This is a genomic window from Brachybacterium timonense (genome assembly GCF_900258505.1).
GTDB lineage: Bacteria > Actinomycetota > Actinomycetes > Actinomycetales > Dermabacteraceae > Brachybacterium > Brachybacterium timonense.
On the sequence record NZ_LT984895.1, the window covers coordinates 196144 to 210860 of the forward strand.

At 67.4% G+C, this 14717-nt stretch carries 11 protein-coding genes; 8 read left to right on the plus strand and 3 right to left on the minus strand.

Features of this window, described 5'->3' with window-relative positions:
* Positions 1–14: 14 nt before the first annotated feature.
* From C8271_RS00865 to C8271_RS00875, 3 genes are all read right to left on the minus strand, one after another.
* Positions 15–2567: a protein kinase family protein gene (locus tag C8271_RS00865; RefSeq protein ID WP_106507773.1), complete on the minus strand. Its 2553-nt coding sequence runs from the start codon at positions 2565–2567 to the stop codon at positions 15–17.
* A 61-nt stretch (positions 2568–2628) separates the two neighbouring features.
* A complete protein-coding gene (gene murJ / locus C8271_RS00870; RefSeq protein WP_106505721.1) occupies positions 2629–4389 on the minus strand; it encodes a murein biosynthesis integral membrane protein MurJ in 1761 nt (586 codons plus the stop codon).
* Positions 4386–6767: a DUF6049 family protein gene (locus C8271_RS00875; protein WP_138774496.1), complete on the minus strand. Its 2382-nt coding sequence runs from the start codon at positions 6765–6767 to the stop codon at positions 4386–4388. The genes murJ and C8271_RS00875 overlap by 4 nt, the downstream gene beginning before the upstream one ends.
* Positions 6768–6964: 197 nt before the next feature.
* Between C8271_RS00875 and C8271_RS00880 the strand changes: the two genes are divergently transcribed.
* From C8271_RS00880 to C8271_RS00915, 8 genes are all read left to right on the plus strand, one after another.
* Entirely contained in the window at positions 6965–8377 is a 1413-nt protein-coding gene (locus C8271_RS00880; protein ID WP_106507774.1) for a CCA tRNA nucleotidyltransferase, read from the plus strand.
* Between the two features lie 221 nt (positions 8378–8598).
* Positions 8599–11145, plus strand: coding sequence for a transglycosylase domain-containing protein (locus tag C8271_RS00885; protein WP_106505723.1), 2547 nt, complete (start codon positions 8599–8601; stop codon positions 11143–11145).
* Positions 11146–11315: 170 nt separating this feature from the next.
* Positions 11316–11606, plus strand: coding sequence for a 30S ribosomal protein S6 (rpsF, locus tag C8271_RS00890; protein ID WP_106507775.1), 291 nt, complete (start codon positions 11316–11318; stop codon positions 11604–11606).
* A 121-nt stretch (positions 11607–11727) separates the two neighbouring features.
* Positions 11728–12276: a single-stranded DNA-binding protein gene (locus tag C8271_RS00895; RefSeq protein ID WP_106505724.1), complete on the plus strand. Its 549-nt coding sequence runs from the start codon at positions 11728–11730 to the stop codon at positions 12274–12276.
* A gap of 137 nt (positions 12277–12413) precedes the next feature.
* Positions 12414–12650 carry a 30S ribosomal protein S18 gene (gene rpsR, locus C8271_RS00900; RefSeq protein WP_010533203.1) on the plus strand — a complete coding sequence of 79 codons (237 nt, stop codon included), beginning with the start codon at positions 12414–12416 and terminating at the stop codon, positions 12648–12650.
* Positions 12651–12673: 23 nt separating this feature from the next.
* A complete protein-coding gene (rplI, locus tag C8271_RS00905; protein WP_106505725.1) occupies positions 12674–13144 on the plus strand; it encodes a 50S ribosomal protein L9 in 471 nt (156 codons plus the stop codon).
* A gap of 82 nt (positions 13145–13226) precedes the next feature.
* Entirely contained in the window at positions 13227–13517 is a 291-nt protein-coding gene (locus C8271_RS00910) for a ribosomal protein L7/L12 (protein ID WP_106505726.1), read from the plus strand.
* A gap of 174 nt (positions 13518–13691) precedes the next feature.
* A complete protein-coding gene (locus C8271_RS00915) occupies positions 13692–14603 on the plus strand; it encodes a hypothetical protein (RefSeq protein ID WP_106505727.1) in 912 nt (303 codons plus the stop codon).
* The last annotated feature ends 114 nt before the right edge of the window (positions 14604–14717 follow it).

Genomic DNA, 14717 nt, shown 5'->3' on the forward strand with positions numbered 1-14717 from the left:
CTCTCACGCGGTGCTCACTCGACCCGGATCTCCGCGATACGGGCGCGGAACCGACCGCTCTCGCGGGAGTCCGGCGGCAACTCCGTGACGACGATCTCTAATCCGCTTGCCTCGACGGGAGCATCGGGCGCCAGTCGAACCTCGCCGTCACCTGCGAACTGGCCGGTGGCGATCGGTTCCCCCGGGTTGCCGTCAGCGTCCAGCGGACGAAGCTCCATCGCCCCGCCGGTGTTCCGCGCGGTCGTGACTGTGACAGCGGTCAGAGTGGACGGTTCGGCGAAGGTCACCCGCACGGAGACCGTCTCTTTGAGCCCGCCGAAGTTCGCGTTCTTGTAGTGCTTGGTGGACCAGAATGTGCCGGGGTCACCATCGGTTATCCGCGGAGCTTGGTCCGCGTTATCGGGTCCTTTCGAGGAACCGCTGTCGATGACCTCGACGTTCTCGATCGCCGGCGCTGGGGCCGACGGCTTCTCCTCTGGCTCGTCTTTCGCCGGTGGTTCCTCTTCGCCGCCATCCGAGGCTGCAGGAGGTGGCGTCTGCGAGGCGGGCGCTGTCGTGCCTAGGGGGTTCATGATCCGCTCGCGCAGCCCCGAGGTGATCGAGGACAGCGCGAACACCAGCGCGATGATCACCAGCAATGCGGCACCGAGAAGGATCCAGTGCGATTGGCGATCGCGGGCCTCCGGCTGCTGCGGCCCCATGGTGAAGGAACTGTCGGAATCACCGGAGTCGGTGGCGATCGACACAACATCCCGTAGGAGCGCGCCGCGAGTCCAGGTTGCCTCACCGCTGCGGGGAACCGGTTCGGAGCGGCCCGGAACCACGATCGGGCCGCTGGGGCCGGTGACCGGCTCGTTGCGGCCGCGCACGATCACGGGACCAGAGCCCGCGTTCTCTTGACTGCCACTGGCCCCCGCAGACCCTTGGTGCGTCGATGCTTCGTTATCGGGTCGTTGCCCGTGGGACTCGGGTGCAGGTTCGCCGCCGGGGACTGCCTCATTGGACGGGGCAGCTGCAGCCGCGCTGGCGCCGGCCACCCCGGCACCAGCGACATCAGCAGCAGGAGATGCTCCACCGGTACCAGCGACGCCATCGTTGCCGGAGGCGGACGCAGAGCCACCCGCTGAGTCAGCATCGGCCGCAGCTGGCGCGGGCGCGGTGGTGTGCGGCGGGGAGATGTCGAGGTGACCGGGGAACGCCGCGGTCGAACGTTTCTGTGTCAGGTGCAGGTCGGAGACCAGTGCTTGGGCATCCTGACCGTTCTGCTCCTGCACAGCCGCGCGCTGTGACTCATCGTGGCTGGCGACCTGTGCAGGCGCACTCTCCTGCTCGCGAGCTGGATCCCGGTCATCGGCAGCGTCGACGGCGGTTCCGTCCTCAGCTGTCGGGCCACCTGTCGGGTCACTCGGAGTGACCGGCATCGCCGCCGTGGCCTCAAGGTCGTCGGCATCATGCATGCGTTCATGGGCGCCGGGTGCTGGTGCGGTATGGGCGCCGCCGTTCATGGCGGCCGCACTCCCCGCAACGCCCAACGCGGCCGCCGCAGCCATCGGAGTGGCCGTGTCCGGGGCCAGGGGCGCGGTGGCTTCCGGGTCGCTGGACGGAGTCGTCTTCGACCCCGGTTCTGCTTCTGACCCCGGCTCTGCGTCCGATCCGGCGCGTGGCTCCGTCTGTGGCGTAGGCGCCGACTCCGGCGTGCGTTCCGCATCGGATCGCGACTCCGGATCGCGGTTCGGCCGATGGTGGGTCGATGCCTCATACGGGTCGTATGCCTCGAGCGTGACAGGGATGGACTGCCAGGGCTCAAGTTCAGTGATGAGCTCGCGAGTGGTCTCGGGGATGTTGTCGGTGCGCTCATTGAGCACGAGGTCGCACAGTTCGTCGAGATCCTGCGGTACCGGTCGCGGCGCTACCGTGGATGCGGCGGGCACATCCCCGCTGGCGTCAGGGCGAGGAGGCTTGCCGGTGAGAGATCGGTACAGCAACGCGGCGAGCGCGGCTGTGTCCTGGAACGACGCGACAGAGCCGGAGCGGTCCAGATCCGGATGGGAGGCTGCCTCCACTCCGACTCCGAGCACGTGCACCGCACCGCTGGTGATATCGACGAACACCCGGTTGGAGTCGAGGAACTGGTGGCGCACCCCCCGTCGTCGTGCAGCCTCCAGGCCCTGTGCCGCCTCCCCGATGATGGAGCGAGCTGTCTCCGGCCGCAGCGAACCGTCGGACAGCAATGCGGCCAGTGGCGGGGCCGGAGGCATCGGATACTCGACGACGGTCGTCGGCTCGTCACCGTGATCGGCGTGTTCAGTGGCGCCAGTGTCATCACTGAACACGGCCACGTCACGCACGGGCAGTAGTCGCGCGTCCTCCACGAGGTATGCGCGACGGGCGGCATCCGCCGTTTCCAGGGCGGCCGCACTGTGCACGATGAACAGCACCACCTTCTCACCTGTGGTCACCGAGCGCGCCCGATGCCAGGCGGCACCCTCCGCCACAGCGGACAGGGGGATGCGGCCCTCCAGGGTCCATCGCTCCTGGATCGCCGCGTCATGCGGGGTCGTGTTCACCGAGTCTCCTCCGTTGACCGTCGCGTCACCGGGTTCCTGAGGACGCGAGGATTCCACCATGCTACGAGGCGCTCCGCAGAGTGTCGGAGCGCGCAGGGCGTGTGCGGCCCAGCCGACGGCGGATGGTACGCATCATGTCCTGGAGCTCGTCGACTCGTGCTAGCCAGCCGACAGCGATGAACACAACGGTCATGACAGTGGCCACCAGCACGCCCAATACCACTGCCACCATGCGGTGATGCCAGAAGGCATCCCCGATCAGTCGTACAAGCCCAGCGCCCACAGCCCAGCTCAGAATGCCCGCACCGATGAGTTTCATGAGGACGACGACAGTGGTGCGAGAGCTCGTACGGTTCGCCCCGAGCGATGTGGCGCGTCGATTCAGGATCCACAGCCCTGTCACCCAGGCCAGCAGGTTCCCCATCGAGGAGATTGTGGCGGCGGTGGCAGCAGCCCAGCGAGGATCAACCACCGCGAGGATGATCGGCATGGCCACCACACCCACAGCTGTGTTCGGAATCTGCAGGATGAATGGCGTGCGCGCATCCTCGTACGCGTAGAAAACCCTTTTGACCAGGTACAGCGCGGCGAATGGTAGGAGTCCCAGCATGTAGCCGACCAGGACCCAGCTGTTCGCCTCCGCGGCTGTGCGTCCGGTACCGCCGCCGATCACCCACATGATCGGGCCAGCCAGCGCGATGAACACTGCCGTGCACAGCACCATCGGGACGGCGAGCAGGCGATTCGTCTGGGCGTATCCAGCCAGTGCCTTGCTGTGTTCGCCGTCGGCGGCATTGCGGGAGATCGACGGGAACACCGCAGTGACCAACGACACCGCGATGATGCCCTGCGGCAGCATGAACGCGAGATAGGCCCACTCGATCGAAAGCAGGGCCGGATAGTGCGCCGCCTCCTGCGGTTGATCGCGCAGCTGTTCGGCCATCTGTACAGCTCCACCCGTGGCCCATCGGGTGGCCCACACGCCCACCTGACCGAGCGCGAGAACGCCCAGGGTCCACAACCCCATCCGGCTGAGCTTGCCGAGTCCCAGACCGCGTAGACCCCAGGCAGGGCGCAGACGGAGACCAAGCATCCGCACGAAGATGAGCAGGAACAGCACCTGTGCCGCGGAGCCACCCACGTTGATGGCCGCCATCGCCATCACCATCACCGGTGTCCACTGCGAGGGGTCGCCCACCGTGCCCCACAGGCCCAGGAAGATCCCGGCACCCACGATCGCAACCAGATTGTTCAGCACGGGCGCCCACTGGTACGGGCCGAAGGAGTTGTGGGCGTTCAGCAGCTGTCCGCACATCACGTAGAGCGCGGAGAAGAAGATCTGCGGCATCATCCACAGGCCCAGCTGCACGGCCAGCGCGAACGTCTCTGCTGGCAGCACCCCGCTGGTGAGAATGATCAGCAGCGGCACCGCCACCATGCACAGCGCGGTGATCGCGAGCGACGCCGTGGCCACGAGCGTCATCAGCTTCGAAATGTAGTCCCGGCCGCGATCTGGGCGCTTGATCGCCCGCACGATGGCTGGCACCAGGATCGCATTCAGTGTGCCGCCGCCCACAAGGATCCACACGGTGTTTGGCAGCGTGTTCGCGGCGCTGAACGCATTGGCAGCGCTCGACGCGGAGCCCGCCAGGATGGCGCCGAACAGGAACGTGCGGACGAACCCGAGCATCCGGGAGATGATCGATCCGGCCGCCATCAGGGCGCTGGCGCGCAGCAGCCCGGACCTGCCCGCGGGTGCGGAACGAGGCAGGCCGGCACGGCGGTGCCGTGGAACGTGCTGCACGCGCAGCTGGGACGTCACTCGGTCTCCTCGTCAGGACGGGCTCGCGCAGAGCGCGTAGCAGGGGCGGTGTCGGAGTGGTCGCCTGACGGCTCATCTCCGCTCGGGGGTGGCGCTGGAGGGGCCGACGGTGCCGCGGATCCCGCATCTGGGTACGAGGCGGGCAGAGATCTGCCGGTGCGGGCGAGCTCAACAGGGTCCTCGGGCGTGAGCACACCGGGGGCACGAGCGCGTGACCCGGTGCGCCGCGCCCGCAGCACGCCGACGATCACAAGCACCGTCATCAGTACCACGAGCACCATGGTGGTCCAGTTCTCCCACGCCGGGTTCACCGTCAAGGGGGCGGATACCGGGCCGTTGAGGTGACGACCGCTTGGTGTGGTGACCTCCACCTCGAGTGTGACCATCCCATTGGCGACAGCCTCGACGGGAACGGTCACCTCAGCCTGACCGCGTGCTGGGATCGTCACCTGCTTCGGCTCGGAGATACGCACGAGCGGCCTGTCAGTACGGAGCCGAGGACGCACCGTGATCGCGGTGTCCAGTCCGTTGTTGAGCGTGATCGGCACTCCGGAGGAGTCCGAGACCAGGTTGTAGCCCGATGCCGGTTCCACCGTGACCATCGAGAGCATCCGGTCCAGCTCCTGCTGCGCCTCACGCAGCATTGTGGCGGCCCGATCCGGATCGTCGGTGTACCGCTGCGAGAGAGCGGCCAGCGTGTGGACGCTCGGCGCATCCAGCTCCGCGTCGTCCTCCATTCCCTCCGCTAATGCTGTGGTGCGCGATTGGGCGGATGCGGCATCGCGGAGGAGAGAGTGCTGCGGGTGCGGCTGCGGAACGGGGCGACGGAGGCGCTCCGCCTCCCCGTCGGCCGACGGTTGGGTGGGCGTCACATCCTCGGCGGTGACCTCGCCCACGGCGTACAGGCCGCGGGACGTGTCAGAGGTGGTCTGCGCGAACGGACCGTCGGCGGCATCCAGGAGATCAGCTGTTCGGGCGGATCGGATCCAGGGCGCCTGGTCGAAGGCGTCCATGGTCGTCGACATGGCATCCGCATTCAGGTTCGGGCCCAGGCTCGGTGCGATGAGGAGGTGCCGTGGTGCCTCGACGTCCTGTCCGGCGATGGTCGCGGTGTCGGCCAGCAGAAGCTGCCGGACCTGTTCAGGATCGGAATCCGTAGACAGCGCCGCGAACGCGGTCGACAAACCCGGGTCAGGTGCGAGCAGTGCGGTTGCGCCGCCGGGCCTGCTCAGCCGACCCACGGAACTGCGGGTCGCGAAGGTGTCGGTCGTGGAGCCTACGGATGCCGGCGGGAGGATGACAGCATCGGGTGCTGCGCCCTGAGCGGCCTGCACCGCCTGCGCCGACGCCGCGGGGCCGGGAATGCTCAGAGCGCTCGCGCGAGGTGTGATCCCGGATGCCTTCCACGCACGGTCGCCCGCATCGGCGACGGCCGTGCGGAGCTCTGCGAACTGTGGATCCGCCAGAGCGACCGTATCTGCATCCAGGTACGGGCGCGCCAGGACAGTCCGGTCCCCGACGCCCCCGCGCAGCGCGTCCGCGAACTCCTGCATGGCGGGTGCCGGCGCGTAGTCCGGCACAGTGTCCGACGACGGTGAGGCACTGGGGGTGGGCGGTGGATTCTCGTCGGAGTGTGTGCTGATCGCAGGCGGGTCCACAAGGGAGGGGTCCAGCCACCAGTCCAGGCGCGGATCCAGGGCAGCGGTGCGCAGGTTACCCAGGTAGCCGGATGCCGTAGACGCTGCCGCTTCCTGTCCATCAAGGCTGGTCACGCCCGGTTCCGGGTCAGCCACCGGCAGAAGCACGGATTGGCTGATCACCTGATCTGCACCCCGTGGACGCCACACCACGAAGGTGCGCAGAGCCTCGACCGGTCCATCCGCAGTGGTGAGGGTGAGCGAGAGGCGTCGGGCGCCCCAGTAGTACGGCTCAGTCGAATACCCGAGGGAACGCGCCGATGCGCGCACGCTCAGCCGCGCGCTCTTCCCGGGAGCGATGACACCCTGCGGCGCGCTCGTGGCGATCGGGGCTCCCTGCGTGTCCGGGTCGGTGTCACCCTGCCACGAGCGCAGGGCGTCACGCTCGGTGACACGAGAGGTGCGGGTGCGCAGCTCGAGAGCGGGCTCGCGCATCGGTGTCGACGAGGTGTTCGTCACCTCCACCACGGCTTCAAGCGTGCCATTCTCATCCAGCGAGGTCGGCGTGAGCGAGACGAGATCCAGACTCGAATCATCCGCAGCGGCAGGTGCGGCGGGCGAGACCAGGGCATCGGCCGCGGGCAGCGCAGGCGCTAGCGGTACGGGCGCCAGCAGCAGCACGGTGAGCAGAGCCGTCAGCGCCGCAACCGGTAGGCGCATGGGCGACGAGGGCGACGGCATGGTGCCACTGTATGTGGCGACTACCGTAGAGGGGCTGAGGACCCGGCGGGTGCGATGCGCCCGACACCGCCGCCGGTTCCCATTCACCATCCGACTCCGCGTTCGACGCGGACTAATCGACAGGACTACGCGTGACCGACTCCGCCGCTGACTCGCTGGCGCTCCCTCTGGCCGTAGCCCGTACGCGCGCGGCCTCCATGTTCGCTGCACTGCCCGAGGAGATCCACGAACTGGGCAGACGTTTCGAACAGGCCGGGCATGAGCTCGCCCTCGTCGGCGGCCCTGTGCGCGATGCCGTGCTGGGACGATCCAGCGCGGACCTGGACTTCACCACCTCCGCGCGCCCCGAGCAGACCGAACAGATCCTGCGTGGCTGGACGCACGACGGCGCGATCTGGGACATGGGCCGCGAGTTCGGCACCCTGGGCGGGGTGCGCAACGGCGTGAAGGTGGAGATCACCACCTACCGCACCGACTCCTACGACCCCGACAGTCGCCGCCCCCAAGTCGCTTTCGGCGACACGCTCGACGGTGACCTGTCCCGCCGCGACTTCACCGTCAACGCGATGGCGGTGCGACTGCCCTCACTGGAGCTCGTGGACCCCTTCGATGGGCTTGGCGATCTGTCGCGCCACCTCCTGCGCACCCCCGTGGCCCCTGAGCAGTCCTTCGACGATGACCCGCTGCGCATGATGCGGGCCGTCCGATTCGTCTCCCAGCTCGGATTCGACATCGAACCTGCGACAGCCGCCGCCATTGGCGAGCTCGCCCCGCGGATCGCCATCGTGTCAGCGGAGCGAGTGCGGGAAGAGCTATCCCGGCTGCTCCTCGGCGCGCAGCCGCGTCGCGCTCTGGAACAGATGACCGACCTGGGCCTTGCCGAGCAGGTGCTGCCTGAACTGCCCGCCATGCGTCTGACCATCGATGAGCACCACCGGCACAAAGACGTGTACGAGCACTCCCTCACCGTGCTCGAGCAGGCCATCGACCTGGAGAGCCCGGCCGGATCCGGCGGCCCCTGTGAGCGGCCCGACCTGGTGCTTCGCCTGGCCGCGCTGATGCATGACGTGGGCAAGCCCGCCACCCGCCGCTACGAGGACGGTGGCGTGGTCACCTTCCGTTTCCACGAGACCGTGGGAGCGCGAATGACGGCGAAGCGTCTGAAAGCCCTGACCTTCGATAAGGACACCACCAAGAAGGTCGCGCGGCTGGTCGAACTGCATCTACGGTTCCACGGTTATGCCGACGACCCCTGGACCGACTCCGCCGTGCGCCGCTACGTCACCGACGCCGGTGATCTGCTGCAGCATCTGCACCGTCTTACCCGCGCCGACGTGACCACTGGCAACCGGCGTAAGGCCCGTCGGCTCGCGGAGGCCTACGACGAGCTCGAGGAGCGCATTGATGCGCTCGCCGCCCAGGAGGAGATTGACCGGATCCGACCCGACCTGGACGGCAACCGGATCATGGAACTGCTGCAGATCCCGCCGGGCCGTGCCGTGGGCGAGGCCTACCGTTTCCTGCTGGACCTGCGCATGGAGCACGGACCGCTTGGTGAGGAGCGGGCCGAGGCAGAGCTGCGTCGCTGGTGGCAGGAACGCGAGGGCTGACAAGCCGACGCACGGGCGCGCGTGCGGGGGCCACAGCGGGCGAGATCACCGTGCAGGAGTCGTGAACACTGTGTGAGGGTCGCCGCCGCGTCTTCCGCGACGCCTGGAGCCATGCGCATACTGGTGAGCTGGGCATCGTAGGATCGCCCGTCGTCAACGGCCGGCAGCCCCCAGGATGGGAGCGACCGGCCCGACGTCTTCATCCGTCAGGAGCAGCAGCAGTGAGTGATTCCACAGGCTCGTCGCGCCCGAACCGATCCTCAGGAGCGGGTGCGCGTCGCGCTGCCGGTGCACGTCGTGCCGCGGGTGTGCGGAGATCGGCCGATTCGGGCCGTCGGCGCGCCTCCGAGACGAAGCACCGCAGCCGAACCACGAAGAAGGCCGGCGCTGGTGCGACGACGGGCGCGGCAGCAGGCCGCACGGGAGCCGCGCGCGGCGCGGCTGCGAAGGGCCGCACTCCCGCGAAGGGCCGCAAGCCTGCGCCGACGAACTTCTTGAACTATCCCCGCGCAGGCGCCCGCAACCCGTGGCGCTGGTGGCCCTCCTGGCGGATGATCATCGCCGCCGCCGCACTGATGGTGATCGCCGGGGTTGGCGCTGCCGTGTGGTTGTACAACACCACCGAGGTGCCGGAGGAGGCCGCCGTGGCCACCGCCCAGACCTCCCGTGTGTACTTCGCCGACGGCAAGACCGAGATGGGGGCCTTCAGCGAGTTCGACCGCACCATCGTGGAATCTGACCAGATCAGCCAGCACGTCAAAGACGCGGTGGTAGCCAGCGAGGACTCGTCGTTCTATGAGAATCGCGGCGTGTCCCCGCGCGGCATCATCCGCGCGCTGATCAACAACCTCTCCGGCGGCGCGCGTCAGGGCGGATCCACCATCACCCAGCAGTACGTCGAGCGCTACCACACCGGTACCACCACCTCCTACCTGGGGAAGGTGAAGGAGATGGTGATGGCGCTGAAGATCGACCAGGAGCTGTCCAAGGACGAGATCCTCACCCGCTACCTGAACACCATCTACTTCGGCCGTGGGGCGTACGGCATCCAGGAGGCCTCCCAGGCGTACTTCGGAAAAGATGCCGCGGACCTCAATGAGTCGGAGGCGGCGCTGCTGGTGGCGGTGATCCCCGGACCGTCGGCCTATGACCCGGCGAAGAACCCGGAGAAAGCCGCGACGCTGTGGAGCCGCGTGATCGAGCGACAGGTCAATGAGACGCAGACGCTGACCGCGCAGGAGGCCGACGCGCTCGACTTCCCGGAGACCATTGAGCCGAAGAAGACCAATCTGTACGGCGGCACGAACGGGTACCTGCTCAAGGCCGTTCACGACGAGCTGTTGAAGAACGGTCTGACCGAAGACCAGATCAACACCGGCGGCTACACGATCGTCTCCACGATCGATCCGGCGATCCAGAACAACACGGTCGAGACGATCAATGCGCTGGGCAAGCGACCTGAACGCAACCGTGTCGGCACGGTGACGCTGGACCCGGCCACGGGTGCGATCCGCGCCATGTATGGGGGCCCTGATTACGTCAGCCAGTCCTACAACGACGCCACCGAGTCGCGGATGCAGGCCGGGTCGATCTTCAAGACGTTCACGCTGATCGCTCTGCTGGAGGACGGCTATCCGCTGAGCTCGCGATGGGACGGGAATTCTCCCGCGTCGTTCCGCGGCGGGTGGACGGTGAAGAACTTCAACGACACCTCGTACGGTCGTGTCTCGCTCGAGAAGGCCACCGCGAGTTCCATCAACACCGCTTATGCCGAGGCGAACCTTGAGATCGGTCCATCGCGAACCCGTGAGACCGCGGTCAAGCTGGGCCTGCCGGAGAAAACTCCGGGCCTGGATGATGAGGCTCCCAATGTGCTCGGCACGGCGTCGCCGACGGTGCTGGAGATGGCCGAGGTGTATCAGTCGATCGCGACCAAGGGCGTTCACCGCCCCGCGTACATCGTGCAGAAGGTGACGCAGGGCAAGGACACCGTTGCCTACGAGCACAAGAACGCGGAGAAGCGCGTCCTCGATGAGGAAGTCGCGATCAACGCCACCGTGGCACTGCAGGGGCCGCCGTCAACCGGCTCCGCCCGCGACCTGAAGAAGATCATGGATGGGCGGCCTGTGGCCGGGAAGACCGGTACATCGGAGTCGTTCCGCTCCGCATGGTTCGTGGGGTTCACGCCGCAGCTTGTCACGGCCGTGGGAATGTTCCAGCCGACGGCCGACGGGAAGGGCGAGGAGCCGCTGACGCCGTTCGGCGGAGAGGACTACATCACCGGCAGTACCTTCCCCACCGAGATCTGGGGCAACATCATGGCTCGTTCCCTGGAGGGGCAGGAGGAGCTGGACTTCCCCGAGAAGGTGCGACTGGACAACCAGCGTCGGGTCAGCACGCCGAAGTCGAGCGAGGATTCGCAGAAGCGCCCGTCGCGGCCGACGACTGAACCGCCGGCCGACACGGATGCACCAACCGAGGAACCGTCTGAGGACACCCCCAGTGAGCAGGCACCTCCTTCTGAGGAGGCGACGCCCAGTGAATCAGCTCCGAGCAAGGCTCCGTCGCAGACCCCGAAGGAGCCGACGCAGAAGCCGAGCAAGAAGCCGAGCAAGAAACCGGAACAGGGCGACGGCGACAGCGCGGGCGGCCAGAACGGCGGACCCGGAGGGGAGAAGAAGAAACCCACCCAGCCGCCGACCGAGGCGCCGCAGGGCGGCGGTACCGGCAGGAAGGGCTCTGACGCCGCGCCGAGGACGAACGGATAGCCCCCGTGTGATCCGGGGCGCATGCGCTGCGGTGCTCTGGTCCACGCCGGTGCTGGCGAGTACGCTGAGTCGGTCCGTGCCTGCGCCACCGGCGCCGGGATGGATGGCATGAACCCTCCTGCCGCGGAAGGACCGCGGCCGTGAAGACCACAGGAGGTGGGTACCAGAACATGCGCACGTACGAGATGGTCGTCATCCTCGATCCGTCCGTGGACGAGCGGACTGTGAGCAGCACTTTCGAGAAGCTGATCCAGGTTGTCCCCAAGGAGGGCGGCAACGTCGACAACGTGGACGTCTGGGGCAAGCGGAAGTTCGCCTACGAGATCGACAAGAAGTCCGAGGGCATCTACATCGTCCTCACCTTCACCGCGAAGCCGGAGACCGCTCAGGAGCTGGATCGCCAGCTGGGCCTGAACGAGTCCGTGATGCGCACCAAGCTGATGCGCATCGACGAGAAGTGATCCGGAACGGCATCTGAGCGATCGATCGTCAGCAATGGAACCGTTCGTCGGTGTCCACTGACATGATCAGACGCGAACGTCCGACGGGCCGCCCGTCGGGCCCCTGAGCTAAGGAGCACTCATGGCGAACGACACCGTCATCACCGTGGTCGGGAACCTCACCGCCGATCCCGAGCTGCGTTTCACGCAGTCCGGCGTGGCAGTGGCGTCCTTCACCATCGCCTCAACTCCCCGCACCTTCGACCGCCAGTCCGGCGAGTGGAAGGACGGAGAAGCCCTCTTCCTGCGCTGCTCAATCTGGCGCGACGCTGCGGAGAACGTGGCCGAGTCGCTGGAGAAGGGCACCCGCGTGGTGGCCCAGGGCCGCCTCAAGCAGCGGTCCTTCCAGGACCGTGAGGGCCAGAACCGCACCGTGATCGAGATGGACGTTGACGAGATCGGTCCCTCGCTGCGGTACGCCACGGCCAAGCCCACCAAGGTCCAGCGTGGCGGCGGAGGCGGCTTCGGCGGTCAGCGCGGCGGCCAGAACCAGGGTGGCTTCGGCAACCAGGGTGGCCAGGGCGGTTACGGCGGTGGCCAGGGCGGCTACGGTGCGGCTCCGCAGGGAGCGAGCGCCGACCCGTGGGCCGGCGGCGGCCAGCAGAACGCCTACGACGATCCGCCGTTCTGATCGACGGATCACCGGTATGACCGCCTGGGCTGCAGAGCCCGTCGGCCATGCTTGCGGCACCCCGTGCCGCACACCATGCAGAACCACCCCCATCCCGGGTGCATGCCCGGGCTCCCGTAGAAAGAAGGAGCACCACGATGGCCAAGCCTGTTCTTCGCAAGCCGAAGAAGAAGCAGAACCCGCTGAAGGCCGCGGGACTGGAGACGGTCGACTACAAGGACGCCGCTCTCCTGCGCAAGTTCATCTCTGACCGCGGCAAGATCCGTGCGCGTCGCGTCACCGGCGTGAGCGTCCAGGAGCAGCGGAAGATCGCGAAGGCCGTGAAGAACGCCCGTGAGATCGCCCTGCTGCCGTACTCGACCTCCGGTCGCTGAGCGAGGAAGGGACAGAGTTCATCATGACCACGAAGCTCATCCTCACGCATGAGGTCTCCCGTCTGGGTGCCGCCGGCGACGTCGTCGACGTCAAGGACGGCTACGCTCGTAACTACCTGCTGCCGCGCGGTCTGGCGACCCCGTGGACCAGCGGTGCACAGCGTCAGATTGACCAGATCCGCGCCGCCCGCGGTAAGCGTGCGATCGCGAACCTCGAGGACGCGCAGGCCCTGAAGGCCGCGCTCGAGGCGAAGCCGATCGTTGTGTCGGAGCGCGCCGGTGAGAACGGCCGTCTGTTCGGCGCCGTGACCTCCAAGGAGGTCGCCGATGCCGTGGCAGAGCAGTTCGACAAGCAGATCGACCGCCGCTCCGTCGAGTTCCCCACCGCCATCAAGGCGCTCGGTGAGCACAAGGCGACCGTGCGCCTGCACGAGGACGTCTTCGCGACCCTGCTGATCCAGGTTGTCGCCGCGAAGGGTTCGGCCAGGGCCTGACGCTCTTCACCACAGCACGAAGCCCCCGTCCCGGTCCACCGGGACGGGGGCTTCCGTGTTGCGGGAAACCTATAATGAGTCCATGTTCCCGTGGAATCGGACGTCCCAGGAAATCCAGGCTCTACGCACACAGGTGCGCGCCCTGCGGGCAGTCGCAGAGGAGCTCGCTGCCCGCGCAGGGGTCAGTCAGTCTGAGCTGGAGCGCATGCTGGCAACCGCAACCCCCGGCATCACCGACGAGGTCGAGGACCATCTGCGGGCAGGCCGGAGGATCAGTGCCATCAAGGCGTACCGGGAAAGCACCGGTGCTGGTCTCAAGGAGGCCAAGGACGCCGTCGAGGACTACGAGCGGCAGCAGCTCGGCCGGAGTTGACAGGCCCGTCGCGTATCCACCCCTTGATCTGACTGCACGCTCCTGACCAGGAGCAACCCAGGTGATGGGGACTGGTCCCCATCCGCAGGCATTGCCAGACTGGTGCCCAGAACTGCTAGCGTCACCGGCACATGCCATCGAGGAGCCGCGGGACGGCTCGAGAGGGGGACCGCCGTGGGAACCGCACGCATGCACGGCGCACAGCGCCGACGGAGTCTGTTCGTGGCCGCGGCCGCGCTCAGCGTGACGCTCGCCGGATGCGGTGCGCTCGGTGGAGCCGACGACCGGGCTGCCGACGAACCGGCGCAGGAGCAGCCGGCTGTTGCGGAGCCGGACACGTCGGATGGCGGCGCCGATCAGGCGGATCAGGATGATTCGGGCACTAACGATCCGGGCGGCTCGGACCAAGGCGGTACGAGTGGCTCCGGTGATGAAGACTCCACCGATGAGGGCGAGGACCAGGCAGGATCCGGTGGCAGCGATCTCGAACCGCTGAGCTACGACGGTTATGGCCCGGGAACGGTGGCTCTGGTGGAGTTCGCCTCGGGCGAGGGGGAGACGGTCACGGGTGACCAGCTCACGGAGCTGCTCGCTGCCGAGATCACGGATGGTGACATCAACTGCACGGACGATCTCGAGATCGGATCCGAGAAGACCGTCACGTGTTCCACGTCCACTGAGGAGACCGAGTTCTCCGTTGTCGCGGTGAATGTTGACGAGGCCTCGTCGTCCCTCCTCGCGTCCACGGGTCCGCTTCCGCAGACCATGCTGCAGGAGGCCCATTCCGAGCAGGCTCGTACGTTCGTTGTACCCGATTCGGGGGATGCCGAGAAGGGCGCGCGCGACGCTGACATGGTGGAGCGGGTCAACCAGAGCTTCCCGAATGCAGGTGGCGCGCCCGAGTACGAGGTGCTTGAGTGCCGTGGCGGCATCGGTCCTTTGCCCGCAGGTGACGAGTACGAGTACACCGCGGCGAGCTGTTCCGGCACCATCCAGGGCACGAACTCGGCGGTGTTCCGCGTGGCGAGCGCAACCGATATGGATGAGACTCCGGTGCTGGTGGTCACAGCCGCTTTCCGCGGTTGATAGGCCCATCATCCCGGGGGTGATGGGCCGCTGCGGCGACTGGCATATGCCGGGGGAACTCTCCATCCATCACCCCCGGGGGTGAGAGTTGCTCGCCCCCGGTGGGGATCTCTG